Below are 18,289 nucleotides of genomic sequence, written 5' to 3'. Positions count from 1 at the left end.
GGCCCAAACCAAGCCAGCAAAAGCAGTAATAACTGCAGCTATTCCGGCGCAAGCGCCAGCAAAGCCTAAACCGTCGAAGGCAATCTGGACCATTATGCTGCCTCCGCATTTGTTAAATTCAACGGACGATCAAAATTGCCTTGTTCGATGTCTAACAACAGCTTTTGGTAGCCAACGGTGAACTTTTCGATGGCCGTTCGTCTTTTATACCAAGCAAGCCGCCGACCTGGAGTGTCGGCTTCAACTCTCAAGCGGAGAACTTCGCGATAAGCAGGTGCTTGTCGGTGAGCAGTTAGTGGCAGATAGTAATCGCACGATGCATTATCAAAAATGTATCCACGGTCCTCGCTAACCAATGCTCGGCATGTATTATATGCCAATGCTGTCAATTTCGCTTCGCCTTCCGGTTCGGCGAGCTGATAAAAGCCAGATGAATCCAGTGGAAACAACGGTTCTGCATCAATTTCTTGGCTATCAAAAACCCACGGCTCAAACCAAACTGCCCCGATTTGTTTTAACAAGTTGAGCCTGCTCCAAAACGGTTCCCACGCGACTTCGGCATCTTTGGAATTGATCCGATGAACGGACGTCCAATTACCTCCTGCCGATCGATATGTGCCTTGATTCAAGCCCCAAACTGTATGAGCCCCGACTTCCGCAAGTTTCCGCGCATTTGCTTCGCCGCCGGTTTTTAAACCACCGCGAAAGCAATTAAGTGACACGCCATAAGTAGGGTCTAAAACTGTCAGTTTATAAAGGTCGACAACCATACGGAGTGCTAGCGCATCTCCGGTTTCTCTAATTCGTCGGAGAATTGACGCTTCACCAGACAAACCGGTTACGAAAGCTACCGGTAGAAAAATAGGCTCTTCGGCTAGTGGAAGGGCAGGCATTTCATATTGAGGTTTAAGGCGCTCGGACTCGTTCATTCGCTTCACCAATCCAGCGGCAATTAACTCCTCTATCGCAACCTTCGCCCTAGGTTTTCCAATGCCAACGTATTGTTCGCATGCTTTTGCTGACCATTTTGTAAGCCGATGGTCGCTACCGGTTCCAGCTAACAATACCAAATAACAGGCCACCAAGTTTAATCTGTTAGCCGTAGGAATTTTCCACAACTGATCCCAAACGCCTTCGGAAGCGGCAAAAAAGTTACTGCCACGGCCTTTGCCGCGCGTTTTTTTCTGGTGTTCATCCTGTGTCATGGGCGCATTTCTCGATTTCATCCGATAGTGTCCTAACACATCATTTTGTCCCTATCAAGGTAATTAAGGAAATTAAGGTAATGAAGGACATCAAGAACAATAGACCTTATCAAGGAAATTAAGAACAGAGTATCGGGCGAGAATGGTTGGCGTATCAGGGGCTTGAATACGTGCCAAGCATCAAAATAATGCTTGCCAACAGTAGAGCCGTTCTCTAAGCGCGCTACTTCGCTCAGGTCCGCCTGACTGAAATCGAAGAAGGCCGGAGGGGCGTATGCATGGTGCTGCGTCAGCGATCGGTAGGAACAAGGAAACGCCCATGTCTCTGTACGAGCATGTATTTTTGGCGCGTCAGGACCTTTCACAGGCCCAGGTTGATGCGCTGGCTGAAAACGCCACCAAGATTGTAGAAGACAATAAAGGCAAGGTCGTAAAGACCGAAACCTGGGGTCTTCGTACATTGACCTACAAAATTCAAAAGAACCGCAAAGCGCATTTCGTGATGCTCGACATCGATGCTTCGGGCGATACGATCGCCGAGCTTGAGCGTCAGACACGTATGAATGAAGATATCATTCGTTACATGACTGTCCGCGTTGACAAGCATGAAGTCGGCCCGTCGGTCATGATGCGCAAAAGCGACCGTCCAGAGCGCAGCGAACGCAGTGAGCGTGGCGGCTTTGGCGGTGGCGACCGTGATCGCGGTGCCCCTCGTCCAGATCGTGGCGACCGTCCAGACCGCGCACCGCGCGCAGAGCAGGAGGCTTAAATCATGGCACGTCCGTTTTTCCGTCGCCGCAAGTCCTGCCCATTTCAGGGTAAGGATGCGCCGCAAATCGATTATAAAGATGTACGCCTGCTTCAGGGGTATATTTCAGAGCGCGGCAAGATTGTCCCATCGCGTATCACCGCCGTTTCGGCAAAGAAGCAGCGTGAGCTGGGCCAAGCTATCAAGCGCGCCCGTCACATCGGCCTTCTGCCGTATATCGTGAAGTAAGGAGCCGAAACATGGATATCATACTTCTCGAACGCGTTGAAAAGCTGGGTGCAATTGGTGACGTTGTCACCGTGAAGGACGGCTATGCCCGTAACTTCTTGCTGCCAAACAAAAAAGCGCTCCGTGCAAACGAAGCCAATCGCAAGGTTTTCGAAGCCAACCGCGCGAAAATCGAAAGCGATAACGCCAGCCGCCGTGATGAAGCGCAAAAAGCTTCGGGCAGTGTCGAAGGCAAGCAGATCGTTCTGATCCGTGCGGCTTCGCAAACTGGCCAGCTTTACGGTTCGGTATCGGTCAAGGATATCGTTGACGGTCTGGTCGCCCAGGACGCCAAGGTTTCCAAGAACATGATCGTGCTTGAACGCCCAATCAAAACGCTTGGCGTATTTGGCGTCAAGGTTGTTCTGCACCCCGAAGTTACCGTCAATGTTCAGGTCAATGTGGCCCGTTCGGACGACGAAGCCGAGTTGCAGAAGGACGGTGTTAACGTTCTTGACCAGATGTTCGAAGCCGAACAGGCCGAGATCGCTGCTGAAGCTATCGAAGCACAGGTTGAAGCCGAAGTTGCCTCTGACGCAGCCGATGCTGCCGAAGCGGCTGCCAACGCAAAGCGCCGCGAAGAGCAAGCGGCTGCCAAGGCTGCTGCAGAAGCCGCTGGCCTTTCGGCTGAGGCAAGCGACGACGCATAAGGCGTCATATTGCTACATACAAAACGCCGCCTTGTTGCAAAACAGGGCGGCTTTTTTGTGCCTCCACTGCACGTCATTCTGAACTTGGTTCAGGACCACGCAATAGGTTCGCAATTAATCTCACTCTTTGTCATTCCCGCGCACGCGGGGAACGCAGTGACCGTAAGGTCAATCCATGGCCCTGACCACTCGAAAAAAAAACTACAAATTTGACCATGGATCCCCAATCAAGTTGGGGATGACACAGTGAGAGGTAGCGGCGAGACATTCGCTCCTCTAAACCCACCCCATGACCGCACCCATCATCATCACCGCCGACATGGGCAAGGCGGACCAGGCATGGGCAAATGGCCTACGCCGCGCGCATTTTCCCGCCGCGCGCAATTTCGTTGATGCGCACATCACCTTGTTCCACCATTTGCCGCCAAGCCATCTGCCCGAAATCAGATCGCGCTTGGCGTGGCTTGTTGCGGATTATCCAGCGCCTGTGGCCTTTCTGGGCGATATCATGCTGCTGGGTAAGGCGGTCGCATTTCGTGTCGATAGTCCTGAATTGCTCTCGATGCGGGCGGCGTTGGCCGACAGTTTTCGCGGGCTGCTGATCCCGCAAGATCAGGCGCAGCCCAGATTGCACATCACGGTCCAGAACAAGGTGGAGCCGCCCGTCGCCAAGGCACTCCACGCGCATCTGTTGGACAACTTCCGTCCGCGTCCGCTGGCCATTTCGGGCCTATCCGCGCATTATTATCGCGGCGGGCCGTGGGAGCATATCGGCAGATGGTCATTTCGCGGCTGACAATGCTTGACCCATATACCCCCCGCGCTTATAGCGCCGCGTGCTTCCCCGCAAATGCTGGGAATCACGCTAGGATGGCGAAGTAGCTCAGCTGGTTAGAGCGGTGGAATCATAATCCATAGGTCGGGGGTTCAAGTCCCTCCTTCGCTACCATATTTCTTGTGCGTAATTGGGGGCAACCCCGACAGCAGAGCGATCTGTAAAAGAGCAACAGACTGACATTATGCAGACGTGCTTTGAGCAGTTGCCGCGCTTTGCAGCCTTGGCTATGATAAGGGCATGGAAGATTGTTCCCAATGTATTGTAAGGAACCGCGCAATTTGCGCCGGGCTCGAAACAGCCGAGCTTGAGCTATTGGGTCGACTGGGCCGCAAGCAAAAAGTTTCCAAGGGGCAAACCATATTTTGGGAGGGTGATGACGCCGTCGTCGTCGCCAATGTCATCGAAGGCGTGCTGAAGGTTTCGATGAGCATGTCCAATGGCCGCGAGCAGATTGTAGGGATTGTTTTTTCATCGGACTTTATTGGTCGGCCCTTTGGCCAGCAAAGCCCGTATAGCGTGACCGCGCTAACCGATGCCGAATTGTGCATTTTCTCGCGGTCTACCTTTGACAGCTTCGCGCGCCAGCATCCCGAGCTGGAACATAAGTTGCTGCGCCGGACGTTGAATGAACTTGATCGTGCGCATGCATGGATGCTGCTGCTCGGCAAGAAAACCGCGACGGAACGGATCGCGACTTTGTTGCTCGAAATGTCTGTTCGGCTCGGCGAAACGGGCTGCAAGGTTGACAAAGGTGCATTGGACGCATTTGAATTGCCGCTTGATCGTCGGCAAATTGGCGACGTTTTGGGGCTAACGATTGAAACCGTAAGTCGTCAGTTTTCCAGATTAAAAGCCGATGGTGTTATCCATCTGCCAGACCGCCGGACCGTTTCCATACGCGACCGTGCGCGGCTTCAGGATCTTTCGGATGCTGCCTGAGCGGCGGTTTAAGAACGCTTTGCGTGGGGTTTAGCCGGGAATATCATCCGCCGGACCGCCGATAAGCACAAAATGCCGGTCGCAATAGCCGCAATCGACATAGCCTTTTTCATCAATTTGAAGCCAGACTCGGGGGTGGCCCAATGCGGCGGGAATATCTCCACTGCCGTCGCAAGCGACGCGCGATTCGCGGACTCGGATTATTTCGGGGGCGTAAATGTTCATGTGCGCCGCTTAGCAAAGCCGCAACGTGGCTGCAACGGGTGAGAAATAGAGACGTAACGATATTCGCGCGGTCACGAAATTCCAGCGGACGGAGTCCATGTGATTGCGCTGTCACCATGCGTTCGCTATCGAACAGACATGTCTGAACAAGCTATCTCAATCCATAACCTCTCCAAAAAATATGCAGGGGGAAAACAAGCGTTAAGCGATGTCAGTTTTGACGTGGCGCAAGGGTCGATTTTCGGCCTTCTTGGGCCCAATGGTGCTGGCAAATCCACGTTGATCAACATCTTGGCCGGGCTGGTGATGAAGACATCGGGCAGCGCATCGATATGGGGGTTTGACATCGACGCCCATCCGCGCAACGCGAAGGCGTCCATTGGTATTGTGCCACAGGAAATTATGTTCGACCCATTCTTTACACCCAAAGAAGCGCTTGAGTTGCAAGCGGGTCTTTATGGTGTGCCCAAGTCAAAGCGGCGGACGATGGAATTGTTGAAAGCCGTCAGGTTGGAGGACAAAGCCGATGCTTATGCGCGGACCCTGTCGGGCGGCATGAAGCGTCGCTTGCTGGTCGCCAAAGCCATGGTTCATGCGCCGCCCGTCATCGTGCTTGATGAACCAACGGCGGGTGTCGATATCGAGCTGCGTCAGCAATTATGGGATTATGTGCAGGAACTGAACCGCCAAGGCGTAACGGTTGTGCTCACCACCCATTATCTCGAAGAAGCCGAGCAATTGTGCGACCGCATTGCGATCATCAACCATGGGCAGTTGATTGCCAACAAGCCGACGCGCGAACTGGTCGGCATGGCGCGTGAGAAGGCAGTATTATTAACGCTGGACCGCGATGTAACCAGTGCGCCAACGCATGAGGCCTTTGAAAAAACGGAACTGCTTGGCGAGCGCACAATTGAGATTACCTACAACAAAGACCGCATGAATGCAGGCGAAGTGCTTTTAGTGATCCAAGGCCTTGGCTTGGGCATCGTCGACGTAACCACCAAGGAGGCTGACCTAGAAGACGTCTTCCTCCGCCTGACAAGCGCCGCTTGATGGAAGCGGATGTACTGATCATTGGGTCGGGCGCGGCGGGGTTGACGGCGGCGTTGCAACTGGCGGCAACGCGCAAGGTTGCGGTGCTGGCCAAGGGTTCCATTTCCGATGGCGCAACTGCTTGGGCGCAGGGTGGGATTGCCGCCGTGCTGGAGCCTGGCGATAATTTTGCCAACCATATCGAGGATACGATGGTCGCAGGCGCGGGGCTGAATAACCGCGCCACGGTTGAATTTGTCGTGGAGAATGCGCCGCTCGCGATTGAACGACTGGCAAAGCTTGGCGTGCCATTCAATCTGGAGGGCAATGACTGGCACTTGACCCGCGAGGGCGGACATAGCCACCGGCGTATCGTCCATGTGGACGACGCCACCGGTTGGGCCGTCCAGCAAGCGTTGGAAGCGGCGGCCAGAGCGCATCCCAATATCAGTTTGGTTCCGGACATGGTCGCCGTTGACCTGATTTTGGGTAGGAACCAGGAACGCTTTTCAACCTCAGGCCGCATCCACGGCGTTTATGCGCTGAACCGCAAAACGGGCCAGGTCGAGACCTTCACTGCGCGTGCGACCATTCTCGCGAGCGGCGGCGCTGGCCGCACTTATCTATACTCCACGGCTCCGCGCGGTGCGACTGGTGACGGCATTGCCATGGCGTGGCGCGCCGGATGCCGCGTGTCGAATATGGAATTCATGCAATTCCACCCGACCTGCCTTTACAATCTTGAGGTCAAGAATTTCCTGATAACAGAGGCGGTGCGCGGCGAGGGCGGAATCCTGAAAAATCCGAAAACGGGGCATCGTTACATGCCCGATTATGATGATCGCGCAGAGCTAGCGCCACGTGACATTGTTGCCCGCGCCAATGACGCCGAAATCAAGCGCGACGGTCTGGATTATGTTCATCTGGACATCAGCCACAAGCCACCGGAATTTGTAAAAAGCCATTTCCCGAACATTTATGAAAAGCTGCTCGGCCTTGGTATCGACATCACGCGCGAGCCGATCCCGGTGGTGCCAGCGCAGCATTATACTTGCGGCGGCGTCATTGTGGATCTGGACGGCCGAACCGACGCGCCAGGCCTATATGCCGCAGGCGAAGTGACGCAAAGCGGCCTGCATGGTGCCAACCGTCTGGCATCTAACTCCTTACTTGAATGCTTCGTCTTCGGTGATGCTTGCGCCCGCCATATCGACGCCAATTGGGACAGCCTGCCGCCCCCGCCGCCGATTCGGCAGTGGGACGAAAGCCGCGTGACCGACAGCGACGAAGAGGTCGTGATTGCACAATGCTGGCGCGAAATCCGGCAGTTCATGTGGAACTTTGTGGGCATCGTCCGAACGACAAAAAGGTTGGAGCGCGCGCAGCACCGCATTGATTTGCTGCGCAGTGAGGTTGAGGATTATTACAGCCATTTCCGCGTCACGCCGGACCTTATAGAACTGCGCAACTTGGTCGAGGTTGCCGCCTTGATTATCCGGTCTGCGCTGGCACGGCATGAGAGCCGGGGGCTGCACTTTACGCTCGATTATCCCAAAATGGCAAAAGAAGCGGTCGACACGATTTTAATGCCATAGGCACAAAACACTTTCCTGCAGATAGAAACTTCAGGCAGTGTCTCATCTGGTTATTTGGAGGCTATTATGATCGTTCGAAATCAAGTCGCAGCTTTTCACCTGCGTAAAGTCTGGCATGTGTCTGCCCTGGCGCTGCTGGCGGCAATGGCGGTCCCTGTCGCCGCCGCAACGCCCGAGGAAACCGCGCGCGAAGTGCTGGCCAAATCGCCCATCATCGACGGCCATAATGACACACCGCACCAGATTGCAGCGTTGTTTGACAGGGATTTTTCGAAATTCGACCTGACTGCATTGCCGGCGGACATGCTCGCCAAAACCCACACCGACATAAAAAATGCGCGCGCCGGATATTTGGGGGGGCAATATTGGTCGGTCTACGTTGATGCCGCTTTGCCCAAGCATGAGGCGGTGACACGTACTATTCAGCAGATCGATGTCGTCCGGCAAATGATGGCGCGATATCCCGAAACATTTACCTATGCCGCAACAGCGGCAGAGGTTGAGGCGGCGATGAAAAAGGGCAAAATCGCCTCGCTTATTGGCATGGAGGGTGGGCATTCCATTGGCGGTTCTCTGGAAATCCTGCGGCAGACCTATGCGCTTGGTGCGCGTTACATGACCCTCACACACAGCCTGACCAACGATTGGGCAGACAGCGCAACCGACGCGCCAAAGCATAACGGATTGTCGCCCTTTGGCTTTGAAGTGCTCGCGGAAATGAACCATCTGGGGATGATTGCCGACATCAGCCATGTGTCAGAGGCAACGATGCACGATGTGTTGGATAAGAGCACTGCGCCGGTCTTGTTCACGCACAGTAACGCCCGCGCGGTCACACCGCACCCGCGCAACGTGCCCGATTCGGTCCTGAAGCGCCTGCCGCAAAATGGCGGCGTGGTGATGGTCACCTTCGTGCCGGGCTTCACCTCGGCCGCGCGGCGTCAGTGGGAATATGAACGCTCCGCCGTTGCAGGGCGCGCTAAGACCGAATTTTCCGGCAATCCCGTCGGCGAAAAGGCGGCTGTTGACGCATGGATTGCCGCCAACCCGCAGCCAAAGGCAACGCTGGCGCAAGTGGCCGACCATATCGACCATATCCGCAAGGTGGCAGGCATCGACCATATCGGCATTGGCGGTGACTTTGGCGGCGTGGACGAACTGCCGGTTGGCCTAGAAAATGTCTCAACCTATCCCGCCTTATTCGCCGAACTCGTCCGCCGTGGTTATTCGAAGGCCGACCTCGCTAAAATCGCACAAGGCAATGTCCTTCGCGTGATGCGCGGCGTGGAGAAAGCGGCGGGTAAGTAATTTAGGGTCAGGACCTATTAAATCCACCTTCGCGGTTTGAGGCCATTTTGTTCAGTGCAAGGCGGCAAAGCGCAGGCTTAGTGGTTCTAAGTCTAGCTTTGCCAACGTGGCAATGGACAAAATGGGTCAAATCCTTCGGACGTTAAAATGGCTTCGATCTCAAAGCGAAATGCCCTTGCAGGCAGAACGACTGCCTGCGGCGGACATTTTCCTTCGATATCTTTGCCATTTTGACGCCGCGAAGGTGGATTTAATAGGTCCTGACCCTAGGCAGCAAACCCGTCGGCCAGGTACCGCTCCGCGATGGCGGCGTGCAGGGCGGCGCCTTTGGCCATGACGCTGTCGTCGAGGACCATGCGGTTGGAGTGCAGGCCGCAGCAGGTGCGCCAGTCGTCGCCTTCGTGTGACGCGCCTAAGAAGAACATCGCGCCGGGGACTTTTTCAAGGACATAGGCAAAATCCTCTGCACCCATGATGGGCGTGTCGAGTGTGATCCAGCTTTCGGGGCCGAACATATCCTCGACCACCGATTTGCCAAGCTGAACGGCGCGGTCGTCGCAGACGGTGACGGGGAAGCCCTGTTCAATATGCACCTCCGCGCTGCAACCATGGGCGGCGGCGATGCCGGGGGCAAGGCGGTGCAATTCCTCGGCCACGCGTGCGCGAGATTGTGCCGACAATGTGCGGATGGTGCCCAGCAAAACTGCGGTTTCGGGAATGATATTGTCGGTGGTGCCCGCCGATATTTTGGCGATGGTGACAACGGCAGGATTGAATACCGAAATCTTGCGCGTCACCATTGTCTGGATGGCCGAAACGATCTCGCAAGCGACGGGGATGGGGTCGATGGCGTCATGCGGCATGGAGGCGTGGCCGCCAGCGCCCTTGACGGCTATAGTCAGCACATCGGAAGATGCCAGTAACGGACCACTGCGCCCACTAAACACCCCGCGGGGCGCGTTGGGCATGATGTGCAAGGCAAAGGCGGCATCGGGTAGGGGGTCAATCAGGCCATCATCCAGCATGAAGCGTGCGCCATGATGGCCTTCTTCGCCCGGTTGGAACATGAACTGCACCGTACCCGACAATTGATCGCGTTTGGCACATAGCATTTTGGCTGCACCCACCAGCATCGCGACATGGGTATCATGCCCGCACGCATGCATCGCGCCTTCGGTCAGCGAGCTATATGCAAGGCTGGTATCCTCATGCAGCGGCAGTGCATCCATATCGCCGCGCAGCAACACCGTGCGGCCATTTGCAGGGCCTTTCAGGGTCGCAATGAGCCCAGTGGTTGATGGCCCTTCCCGCAGCTCCAGCGGGAGGCCAGCAAGCGCGGCCTTTATTTTTGCCAATGTCTTGGGATTTTGCAGACCCAATTCCGGCTCGGCATGAATGGCCCGGCGCAGGTCGATAAGGTCGGGAAGTATATGTTCGGCGTCGGCGCGCCAGTCGGTGCTGATTAAGTCCATAGCTTAACTAGCACCAGCCTGGCGCGCCCGACAACAGTCTTTAGTCTTCCAAACGGACCGCCACATATTGCGTCGCCGCACCGCGCCGTTTGACGCCCAGCAAGATCGCAGTGCGACCGGCTGCCTTTGCATCCTTAACGGCAGCGGCGAGTCCGGCGGCTGTATTCAAGTCGCGATAATTTGCGGACACGATGACGTCACCGCGCCGCAAACCAACCTGCGCGCCAGTGCCAGCACCCGGAACGTCGATGACAACGCCCTTTACGTCGGCTGTCATGCCAAGCGCACGTCCGATTTCGGCGTCCAATGGAATGACGCTAAGGCCAAGAGCATCACGAATGACCTTGGAATCAGGCGTATCGGTTTGCTTGTCGAAGTCTTTATTTTCCTCTGGGTTGAAGTTGCGTTGCGCCAGCTTCTCTTCCGGTGGACGAACGCCAACCGTGGCGGTCAGCTTCATAGGCTTGCCTTCGCGCAAGATGTCGAGCGGAATTCGCGTGCCGGGTTTGATGTTGGCGACGATGTAGGACAATGTCGCCTCAGGCGTCACTTCACGGTCATTAACGCGCAGCACAATGTCGCCTTCTTTCAGGCCAGCCTTGTCCGCTGCCTCACCCGCAACAATACGTGCAACAAACTCGCCACGGTTCTTTTCAAGACCAAGGGCGTCGGCAACCTCTTCGCTAACCGGCTGGATGCTGATGCCCAAATAGCCACGCTCTGGCCGAACGCCTTTTTTCAAGGACTCAATCACTGGTATTGCCTCGTCTGCTGGGATTGCAAACCCGACACCAATATTTGCGCCGACAGGCGAGATCAGGCGGTTGTTGATGCCAATGACTTCACCCTTCAGGTTAAACAAAGGGCCACCGGAATTGCCTGGGTTAATTGCGGTGTCGGTTTGAATGAAGCGGTCATAGGCGCCGCCAGCGCCGATGTTACGCTGAAGCGCGGAGATGATCCCTGCGGTTACCGTGTTGCCAAGGCCAAGCGGGTTGCCGATTGCGATGACCCAATCACCCACGCGGCTTTTCTTGGAATCTGCCATTTTGACAAAGGGCAGGTCGGAAGCGCGGATCTTGAGCAAAGCAATATCCGATGATGGATCGCGGCCAACGATTTCGGCTTGATATTCTTTGCCGTCGAAAAGCGTCACCGTCACACGGTCAACGGCGTCGCCAGCCGGGCCACCGGCCACAACATGATTGTTCGTCACGATGTAACCATCGCTTGAAATAAGAAAGCCTGAACCGCCACTGGCTTGTTCCTGCGTGACGGGGCGGCGTTCGCCCGTCAGCGGGTTCAGGCTGGTGGCTACCTGCACCTTTTGACGTGTCGCGATGTTGACGACCGCTGGCTGCAATTGCGCGGCAAGATCCGCAAAGCTCGATGGCGCGCCACCGGGGGCGAGATTGACCTGTTCGGAAACCGCCAGTCCGGTTTGCGCGGTAACTGGGTTGCCATTGACTAAAGCAACTGCGCCGCCAGCCATCAAAAGCGCGGTGGTAACTGCATAAGCGTAACGCACGGATAACATTCCTCTCGTCTATTCAACTGGGCAAGCGCCCTAAAAATCTGTTCATCGTTGGCGTGGCAAAGCTGAACGCCGATTGAATGGAGGCGATCCAACTGACCAACATCATATCTCCGTCGATTAAATGCCTTTACGGAATTTTTCCAGATAGGCGTTTTGCGGCGACAGGATGATATTGGTTGCGCCTTCACCATTCTGGAACGTCTGACGATAGCTTTGCATCGCACGGTAGAAATCGTAGAAGTCCGGATCCTTGCCATAGCTTATAGCGTAGATGCGGGCGGCTTCGGCCTCAGCGTCAGCGCGGATAATTTGCGCTTCCTTTTGGCCTTCGGCGTCGATGGCGATAGCTTCCTGATTTCGGGCGCTGCGCATGCGGTTATACGCCGATTGCAACGTTGCGGCTGGCAAGTCGGCACGCTTAATGCGCACGTCAATGACTTCTGCGCCATATTTTTTGGCTTCGCGATTAAGCGCTGTCTGGATATTCTCCATGACTTCGCCGCGTTCCGCGCTCAGCAACGCGACAAAGGTCCGCTTACCAAGTTCGTTGCGCAGCGATGAACCCAAAATCGTCCGCAATTGGTCACGCAGACGATCTTCGGTGCGGATTGTGCGGTACATCACGGCGGGCTTGGTGATACGGAAACGGGCAAAGGCATCAACCTGAAGGCGCAATTGGTCCGTCGAGAGCACTTCTTGTTGCTCCATCTGAACGCTCAAGACGCGCTTGTCGATCATCTGGATCTGTTCGACAAGGGGTATGCGGAAGGTAAGCCCAGCACGTGTTTCGCCGAATTTTTCGCCCGGTTTATAGGGGTTTACGATCCGGTCGACCTTACCATAGCTGCTGATAATGGCCTGTTGCGTTTCGGGAACGACGTTCACCGACATGCTCATCAATATGAGCGCACCGATCGCGCCAATCGCGAGATACATCGGATTGCGAAGAAGGCTGCTGGTCATTGCTTGGTCCCTGTCACGGTCACGGGCTCGGCCTTTGGAGCCGTTCTTTTCTGAAATTCGGGAATGGGAAGGTAAGGCGTGACACCGCCGGTTTCGACAACGGTCTTGTCAACCTTGCCCAGCACTTGCTCCATGGTTTCATAATATAGCCGGCGTTTGGTGACCTCTGGTGCCTCACGATATTGCACATAAATTTTGTCAAATTCGGCGGTTTCACCCAATGCAAGCTCGGTCACGCGGCTGGCATAAGCGCGGGCATCGTTCAGATAGCTTTCGCGCCGTTGTTGCGCCGCGTTCACTTCACGGAAGGCGTCATTAACCTCGGCTGGTGGGTCCGATTGGCGAATCGAAATGCTCTGGATTAGCACACCAGCCCGATATTCATCGAGCACCTGCTGCATCCGGCGACGCACCTCGATCTCGATTGCGCCACGGCCCGGGCCAATGGCCTGCGTCAGATCATAATTGGCGACCGCAGCGCGCATCGCGCTCTCGGCGACTTCTTTGACCGTTTCCTGCGGGCTGTCGAGTTGGAACAGGTACAACTCCGGCTCTTTAATTGACCAGCGGACGTCATAAGCCATGTCGATGATGCTTTGGTCCTTCGTCAGAACCAGGTTCTCGCTGCTTGCCTTTGGCGAGCCTACGGATGTTGTCTGAATCTGCTGCGTGTCAATTTTCGTCACGCTTTGCAGTGGCGCAGGTAAAGTGAACCGGATTCCAGGCTGCAATATACGCGAATATTTACCCAATTGCGTCACGACGCCTTCTTGTTCGGGGCCAATCCGATGCACGCTCGTCCACACCAGCCACAACGCCACCAAGCCGCCAATGATAAGCGGGAACCAGCTTTTGCCATCGGGGCGTTGCGGCAAGCCACTAAATCCACTGCCTTTTCTGCGCAGCAGATCCTCAAGCGATGGGCCGCGCGAACGGGTGCGTCCGGCGGGTTCGGGTGTTGGGTCCCACGGGTTAACGGGATCGGGCTTCGATCCGCCTCCGCGTCCTGTTGGGTTGCTTGTGCCGCTTGTTTCCCCGGTATCGGGCGAATCCCACGGTCCTTTGCCATCTGCTGCCAAAATTACGGGTCCCTGCTTGTCAAATTTGGTGCTCATAAAACCTTTATAGGAACGGTTTCTCAGAAAAACAGTGTCAATCCCGCAATTCTGAATCTATTCGACAATTCATGTCCGATTTTGCTATAATTTATGATGCCATTTTTGCTGTCGTAGGAAGCCGCGCAAGCGGTTTGAAGGTCGCAGATAAAGCGGCTTCGCTGATGCTTGACGTGTCCGGCCTAAACGCAGAGCAGCGCGTGGAGATCGAAGCGGATGTCCGCACGGCAGCCACGCAGGCCGGTGCGCAATCGGTGCGCATCATGCTAACCGCCGAACGCATCACCCCGCGCCTGATTGCGGTGGCGAGCGGCAAAGGCGGCGTGGGCAAATCTACGCTGTCGACAAACCTTGCCATTGCCATGGCACGCTCTGGCCGCTCGGTTGGCCTGGTGGACGCAGATATCTATGGCCCGTCGCAGCCGAGATTGATGGGTGTGGAGGGCGTGAAGCCCGAAGCGGAAGGCAAGATGATGATCCCTGTCATGGGCGCAGGCGGCGTGCCGTTTCTGTCGATGGGGCAATTGGTTAATCCGGGGCAAGCAATTGCGTGGCGCGGGCCAATGGCGGGTAATGCGCTGTCGCAACTTGTCGATGCCAAATGGGGCAATGTCCGCGACATCGTGGTCGATATGCCGCCCGGCACAGGCGACATTCAATTGTCGATGATCCAAAAGCACAAGCCCATCGGTGCCGTGATTATCTCCACGCCGCAGGACCTTGCCCTGATTGATGCGATGCGCGCCATCAGCTTTTTCGACACCGCAAAAGTGCCCATCATTGGACTTGTTGAAAACATGGCCGGATATCTGTGTCCACATTGCGGGGAAATGAGCGATCCTTTCGGTTCCGGTGGGGCAGAGGCGGCGGCGAAGGAATTGGGCATTCCGTTCTTGGGGCGGATACCACTCGACATCAAAATTCGCGTCGAAAGCGACGCTGGCACGCCGCCTGCATTGGGTAAAGGCCCGATCAGCGACGCTTATGCTGCGATAGCGCGGCAGGTCGCCACTTGGATCGACTCGCCGAAAGAGACCGCTGCATGAATGAAGCGCTTGCAGCAAAGGATGGCATAAGCCGCCGGAAACTGCTGATTGGCGGCGGCGCAGGTGTAGGACTTTTGGTGGCATGGGGCCTGTGGCCGCGTCGCTATGCGCCAAACATGCGTGCGGCGGATGGTGAGCATCTTTTCGGCCCATGGCTGAAAATTGCGGAGGATGGCAAAGTCATTATCGCCATCCCGCAGAGCGAGTCTGGCCAAGGGGTATACACCGCGCTGGCGCAGATCGTGGCTGGTGAATTGGGGGCGGACTGGCGCTCGGTCGCGGTGCAGCCTGTTTCTGCTAGCCCGATCTTTGCCAACACACTTTTGGCGCGCGCGTGGGCGACTGCATTCTTGCCAGAAAATATCGCGCTCGATGTGGATGTTGGTCCCGTTGCAAGCAGCATAAACGAAATCGCCCGTCGCGACACCTTCGTGGTGACTGGCGGGTCGTCGTCGATCCGGCAGTTCGAAAGACCGTGCCGCGAAGCTGGCGCTGCGGCGCGGACTATATTGTGTCAGGCAGCAGCAGCCCGCTGGGGCATTGCATGGGAGCAATGCCGAACCGAACGTGGCTTTGTCATTGCAGGCAAACGGCGCTTGCCCTTTGCAGAATTGGTGGTTGAGGCATCGGCGCTTGATGCGCCGTCGCCCATTCCACTCAACCCGTCGGCGCGCAACCGCCTTTCCGGACGCGATGCACCGCGCCTTGACCTTTCGGCCAAGGTTGACGGCAGTGTGAGTTTTGCAGGCGATGTCCGTTTGCCCGACATGTTGTTTGCGTCGGTTCGCGCCGGTCCAGCCGGTAACACCAGCCTGTTGTCTGCGGATGAGAAGGCTGCGCTGAACATGCGTGGCGTCGTTCAGGTGGTGAAGACCGATAACTGGGTCGCGGCGGTCGCAAGCAATTGGTGGGCGGCAAACAATGCCCTCGATGCCATGGCACCCGTGTTCCGCACCAAGGGCCAGATGGCAGACAGCACCGAAATTGCGCAGTCTTTGTCCAACGCAATTGCCGAAGGCCCCGGTTTTCGCGCGACCAAATTGGGGGATGTTGATGCCGCCATGGCACCGGAAGCGGGCGCGCGCATATTCAAAGCGGAATATACCGTCGGCGCTGCCGTGCACGCGCCGATTGAGACACGCTCGGCAACCGCATATTTTCGCGATCAGCGCTTACAATTATGGCTCGCGACCCAAGCGCCAGCGGCCGCGCGACTGGCTGCTGCGCAGGCCATTGGGATTAGTGCGGATGATGTTGTTCACTATCCCGTGATGGCCGGTGGCAGCTTTGACCGCAATTTCGACAACAGCATATCTGCGCAAGTGGCGGTGATTGCCAAGGCAGTGGGCAGACCCGTCCAATTGACGTGGTCCCGGCCAGAAGATTTCGTCCGCGATCACGTCCGTAGCCCAGCTTTGGGCAGGCTTTCGGCGGCCATGAATGCGGATGGCGCGGTGACGGGCCTTGCGGTTCGTGTCGCCGCAGCGTCCAGTATGCGTGAGTTGGCCTATCGGATTGATGGACAGAAGACCGACAAGGCGCGTAAATCGGCATCCGGCCAATATGATGTGCTTGCGCTGGAAGGCGCGCAAATTCCTTATGCCATACCAAATATCAGTATCGACCATTTCCCAGTGTCCATGCCCATGCCGACGGGCCCATGGCGCGGCCTTGCCAACAGCTATAACTGCTTCTTCGTTGAAGGATTTATCGATGAACTGGCGCATAAGGCAGGGGTTGAACCATTGTCGTTCCGTATGCAGATGCTGGTTGGGCAGACACGCTTGGCGCGATGCCTAACAGGTGTGGCGACCATGGCTGGCTGGGATGGCGGCGTGTCGGGCAGCGGGCGTGGCATCGCTTGCCATAGCATGCGCGGCAGCCATATTGCCGTCATTGTGACGGCTCGCAATAGCGAGACTGGCGTGCGTGTTGACCGCATTCACGCGATGGCCGATTGTGGCCGCTTGATTAACCCAGACCTTGCGCGTCAGCAGATTGAAGGCGGCATACTGTTTGGATTGGCGCAAGCCTTGGGATCTGCTACCGACTTTGAAAGCGGGCTTCCCACCGCACGGCGGTTGCGCGATATCGACCTGCCTAAATTGGCTGATGTGCCCGAAATAACGGTGGAACTTGCGCGCAATGATGAAGCGCCGGGCGGCGTTTCCGAATTGGGCGTTCCCGCCGTGGCGCCCGCGATTGCCAATGCCCTTTTCTCCGCAGCCGGTATCAGGCTGCGTGAATTACCCTTATTGTCCAGAGGACTATGATGACATTACCGATTGATCACTCCCCTGTGGCAACGCCAAAAATTGGGGTGTTGCTTGTAAATTTGGGGACACCGGACGCGCCGACGACGTCTGCTGTGAAACGCTACCTTAAGCAGTTTCTATCCGACCGCCGCGTCGTCGAAATTCCGCCGATCATCTGGCAGCCGATCTTGCGCGGCATCATTTTGAATACGCGTCCCCAGAAATCTGCCAAGGCCTATGCAAAGGTGTGGACTGACAAGGGTTCGCCTCTGGCGTTTTTTACCGCTGGACAGGCTGATGCGCTTCAGGCGCGCATGGGCGATAGTGCTGATGTCCGCTACGCTATGCGCTATGGCAACCCGTCGGTTGCTGATCAGCTTGCCGCCATGAAGGCAGCCGGTTGCAACCGCATCTTGATCGCGCCGATGTATCCGCAATATTCCGGCGCAACGACGGGGACTGTTTTGGATGAGGCCTATGCTGCGCTGACCGCTATGCGCTGGCACCCGGCGATACGGACTTTGCCGGCCTATCATGATGACGCGGCCTATATCATTGCACTGAAAACGTCGATTGAGGCTTCGCTCGCCGGGCTTGATTTCGAACCCGACGCTATCGTTATCAGCTTCCACGGAATGCCCGAACGCACGTTGCAATTGGGGGACCCCTATCATTGCCATTGCCAGAAAACGGCGCGTTTGCTGTCTGAGGCGATGGGGCGCGCATTGGTCGTCAGTTTCCAGTCACGTTTCGGTCGTGCAAAATGGCTTGAACCCGCAACCGACGACACGCTGATGCGTTTGGCGCGTGAAGGGACCAAAAAGGTTGCAATTTTCGCGCCCGGTTTTTCCGTCGATTGCCTCGAAACGCTCGAAGAATTAGCCATGCAGGGCCATGAGCAGTTCGAAGAAGCAGGCGGCACGCATTACGCTTACCTACCATGCCTGAACGACAGTGATGTCGGCATGGACATGGTAGAACGCATCATCCGTCGTGAACTGGCTGGCTGGATTTAAGTGGTCCTGACCCTGACATCTGATCCAGCGCCTAATGAATTCTTTTGACTAACG

17 protein-coding genes and 1 tRNA gene are annotated in these 18,289 nt (G+C 56.2%); 12 read left to right on the top strand and 6 right to left on the bottom strand.

Annotation, left to right across the window (positions count from 1 at the left end):
* Positions 1–92: 92 nt before the first annotated feature.
* A complete protein-coding gene (locus HEQ18_RS06170) occupies positions 93–1,205 on the bottom strand; it encodes a hypothetical protein (RefSeq protein ID WP_432815924.1) in 1,113 nt (370 codons plus the stop codon).
* A 319-nt stretch (positions 1,206–1,524) separates the two neighbouring features.
* Here HEQ18_RS06170 and rpsF point away from each other — a divergent pair, with 319 nt between their 5' ends.
* The 6 genes from rpsF (at position 1,525) to HEQ18_RS06140 (ending at position 4,668) form a co-directional block, all read left to right on the top strand.
* Positions 1,525–1,974: a 30S ribosomal protein S6 gene (rpsF, locus tag HEQ18_RS06165; RefSeq protein ID WP_296199960.1), complete on the top strand. Its 450-nt coding sequence runs from the start codon at positions 1,525–1,527 to the stop codon at positions 1,972–1,974.
* Positions 1,975–1,977: 3 nt separating this feature from the next.
* Positions 1,978–2,202 (top strand): 30S ribosomal protein S18, encoded by a 225-nt coding sequence (rpsR, locus tag HEQ18_RS06160; RefSeq protein WP_125229746.1) that lies wholly within the window; start codon positions 1,978–1,980, stop codon positions 2,200–2,202.
* Between the two features lie 11 nt (positions 2,203–2,213).
* Positions 2,214–2,891: a 50S ribosomal protein L9 gene (rplI, locus tag HEQ18_RS06155; RefSeq protein WP_432815923.1), complete on the top strand. Its 678-nt coding sequence runs from the start codon at positions 2,214–2,216 to the stop codon at positions 2,889–2,891.
* Between the two features lie 289 nt (positions 2,892–3,180).
* On the top strand, positions 3,181–3,687 hold the full coding sequence (locus HEQ18_RS06150) for a 2'-5' RNA ligase family protein (protein ID WP_432815922.1): 507 nt from the start codon (positions 3,181–3,183) through the stop codon (positions 3,685–3,687).
* Between the two features lie 76 nt (positions 3,688–3,763).
* Positions 3,764–3,840, top strand: a tRNA-Met gene (locus HEQ18_RS06145).
* 126 nt (positions 3,841–3,966) lie between these two features.
* Positions 3,967–4,668 carry a Crp/Fnr family transcriptional regulator gene (locus HEQ18_RS06140; protein WP_432815921.1) on the top strand — a complete coding sequence of 234 codons (702 nt, stop codon included), beginning with the start codon at positions 3,967–3,969 and terminating at the stop codon, positions 4,666–4,668.
* 30 nt (positions 4,669–4,698) lie between these two features.
* Here HEQ18_RS06140 and HEQ18_RS06135 read toward each other — a convergent pair whose 3' ends face one another.
* A complete protein-coding gene (locus HEQ18_RS06135; RefSeq protein WP_397605105.1) occupies positions 4,699–4,893 on the bottom strand; it encodes a zinc-finger domain-containing protein in 195 nt (64 codons plus the stop codon).
* Between the two features lie 138 nt (positions 4,894–5,031).
* On the opposite strand from HEQ18_RS06135, the gene HEQ18_RS06130 reads away from it, so the two are divergent.
* From HEQ18_RS06130 to HEQ18_RS06120, 3 genes are all read left to right on the top strand, one after another.
* On the top strand, positions 5,032–5,949 hold the full coding sequence (locus HEQ18_RS06130) for an ABC transporter ATP-binding protein (RefSeq protein ID WP_397605106.1): 918 nt from the start codon (positions 5,032–5,034) through the stop codon (positions 5,947–5,949).
* Positions 5,949–7,523: an L-aspartate oxidase gene (gene nadB / locus HEQ18_RS06125; protein ID WP_432815920.1), complete on the top strand. Its 1,575-nt coding sequence runs from the start codon at positions 5,949–5,951 to the stop codon at positions 7,521–7,523. Before HEQ18_RS06130 ends, nadB begins: the two co-directional genes overlap by 1 nt.
* A gap of 66 nt (positions 7,524–7,589) precedes the next feature.
* On the top strand, positions 7,590–8,831 hold the full coding sequence (locus HEQ18_RS06120) for a dipeptidase (RefSeq protein WP_432815919.1): 1,242 nt from the start codon (positions 7,590–7,592) through the stop codon (positions 8,829–8,831).
* A 266-nt stretch (positions 8,832–9,097) separates the two neighbouring features.
* Here the strand turns inward: HEQ18_RS06120 and HEQ18_RS06115 are convergent, their stop codons facing one another.
* From HEQ18_RS06115 to hflK, 4 genes are all read right to left on the bottom strand, one after another.
* Positions 9,098–10,303: a M20 metallopeptidase family protein gene (locus tag HEQ18_RS06115; protein WP_432815918.1), complete on the bottom strand. Its 1,206-nt coding sequence runs from the start codon at positions 10,301–10,303 to the stop codon at positions 9,098–9,100.
* Between the two features lie 40 nt (positions 10,304–10,343).
* Complete coding sequence (locus HEQ18_RS06110; protein WP_432815917.1) at positions 10,344–11,840, bottom strand: trypsin-like peptidase domain-containing protein; 1,497 nt, start codon at positions 11,838–11,840, stop codon at positions 10,344–10,346.
* A gap of 117 nt (positions 11,841–11,957) precedes the next feature.
* Positions 11,958–12,803 carry a protease modulator HflC gene (gene hflC, locus HEQ18_RS06105; RefSeq protein ID WP_397579609.1) on the bottom strand — a complete coding sequence of 282 codons (846 nt, stop codon included), beginning with the start codon at positions 12,801–12,803 and terminating at the stop codon, positions 11,958–11,960.
* The gene (gene hflK, locus HEQ18_RS06100; protein WP_397605111.1) at positions 12,800–13,918 is read right to left on the bottom strand and encodes a protease modulator HflK; all 1,119 of its coding nucleotides are present in this window, start codon (positions 13,916–13,918) and stop codon (positions 12,800–12,802) included. Before hflK ends, hflC begins: the two co-directional genes overlap by 4 nt.
* Positions 13,919–13,989: 71 nt before the next feature.
* Here hflK and HEQ18_RS06095 point away from each other — a divergent pair, with 71 nt between their 5' ends.
* Genes HEQ18_RS06095 through hemH form a run of 3 tightly spaced genes read left to right on the top strand, consistent with a single transcriptional unit; the run spans position 13,990 to position 18,235 of the window.
* Entirely contained in the window at positions 13,990–14,964 is a 975-nt protein-coding gene (locus tag HEQ18_RS06095; protein ID WP_432815916.1) for an Mrp/NBP35 family ATP-binding protein, read from the top strand.
* Positions 14,961–17,237 (top strand): molybdopterin cofactor-binding domain-containing protein, encoded by a 2,277-nt coding sequence (locus HEQ18_RS06090; RefSeq protein WP_432815915.1) that lies wholly within the window; start codon positions 14,961–14,963, stop codon positions 17,235–17,237. Before HEQ18_RS06095 ends, HEQ18_RS06090 begins: the two co-directional genes overlap by 4 nt.
* Positions 17,237–18,235 (top strand): ferrochelatase, encoded by a 999-nt coding sequence (gene hemH / locus HEQ18_RS06085; protein WP_432815964.1) that lies wholly within the window; start codon positions 17,237–17,239, stop codon positions 18,233–18,235. Before HEQ18_RS06090 ends, hemH begins: the two co-directional genes overlap by 1 nt.
* Positions 18,236–18,289: the final 54 nt, after the last annotated feature.

This window comes from Sphingorhabdus sp., from assembly GCF_050921905.1.
Lineage (GTDB): Bacteria > Pseudomonadota > Alphaproteobacteria > Sphingomonadales > Sphingomonadaceae > Sphingorhabdus_B.
The sequence above is the reverse complement of the archived record's forward strand: the minus strand, read 5'-3'. Positions and strand labels throughout refer to the sequence as shown.

Coding starts and splice junctions, on each gene's coding strand:
- HEQ18_RS06170 (WP_432815924.1), bottom strand. CDS start 1,205: ATGACACAGGATGAACACCAGAAAAAAACGCGCGGCAAAGGCCGTGGC.
- rpsF (WP_296199960.1), top strand. CDS start 1,525: ATGTCTCTGTACGAGCATGTATTTTTGGCGCGTCAGGACCTTTCACAG.
- rpsR (WP_125229746.1), top strand. CDS start 1,978: ATGGCACGTCCGTTTTTCCGTCGCCGCAAGTCCTGCCCATTTCAGGGT.
- rplI (WP_432815923.1), top strand. CDS start 2,214: ATGGATATCATACTTCTCGAACGCGTTGAAAAGCTGGGTGCAATTGGT.
- HEQ18_RS06150 (WP_432815922.1), top strand. CDS start 3,181: ATGACCGCACCCATCATCATCACCGCCGACATGGGCAAGGCGGACCAG.
- HEQ18_RS06140 (WP_432815921.1), top strand. CDS start 3,967: ATGGAAGATTGTTCCCAATGTATTGTAAGGAACCGCGCAATTTGCGCC.
- HEQ18_RS06135 (WP_397605105.1), bottom strand. CDS start 4,893: ATGAACATTTACGCCCCCGAAATAATCCGAGTCCGCGAATCGCGCGTC.
- HEQ18_RS06130 (WP_397605106.1), top strand. CDS start 5,032: ATGTCTGAACAAGCTATCTCAATCCATAACCTCTCCAAAAAATATGCA.
- nadB (WP_432815920.1), top strand. CDS start 5,949: ATGGAAGCGGATGTACTGATCATTGGGTCGGGCGCGGCGGGGTTGACG.
- HEQ18_RS06120 (WP_432815919.1), top strand. CDS start 7,590: ATGATCGTTCGAAATCAAGTCGCAGCTTTTCACCTGCGTAAAGTCTGG.
- HEQ18_RS06115 (WP_432815918.1), bottom strand. CDS start 10,303: ATGGACTTAATCAGCACCGACTGGCGCGCCGACGCCGAACATATACTT.
- HEQ18_RS06110 (WP_432815917.1), bottom strand. CDS start 11,840: ATGTTATCCGTGCGTTACGCTTATGCAGTTACCACCGCGCTTTTGATG.
- hflC (WP_397579609.1), bottom strand. CDS start 12,803: ATGACCAGCAGCCTTCTTCGCAATCCGATGTATCTCGCGATTGGCGCG.
- hflK (WP_397605111.1), bottom strand. CDS start 13,918: ATGAGCACCAAATTTGACAAGCAGGGACCCGTAATTTTGGCAGCAGAT.
- HEQ18_RS06095 (WP_432815916.1), top strand. CDS start 13,990: ATGTCCGATTTTGCTATAATTTATGATGCCATTTTTGCTGTCGTAGGA.
- HEQ18_RS06090 (WP_432815915.1), top strand. CDS start 14,961: ATGAATGAAGCGCTTGCAGCAAAGGATGGCATAAGCCGCCGGAAACTG.
- hemH (WP_432815964.1), top strand. CDS start 17,237: ATGACATTACCGATTGATCACTCCCCTGTGGCAACGCCAAAAATTGGG.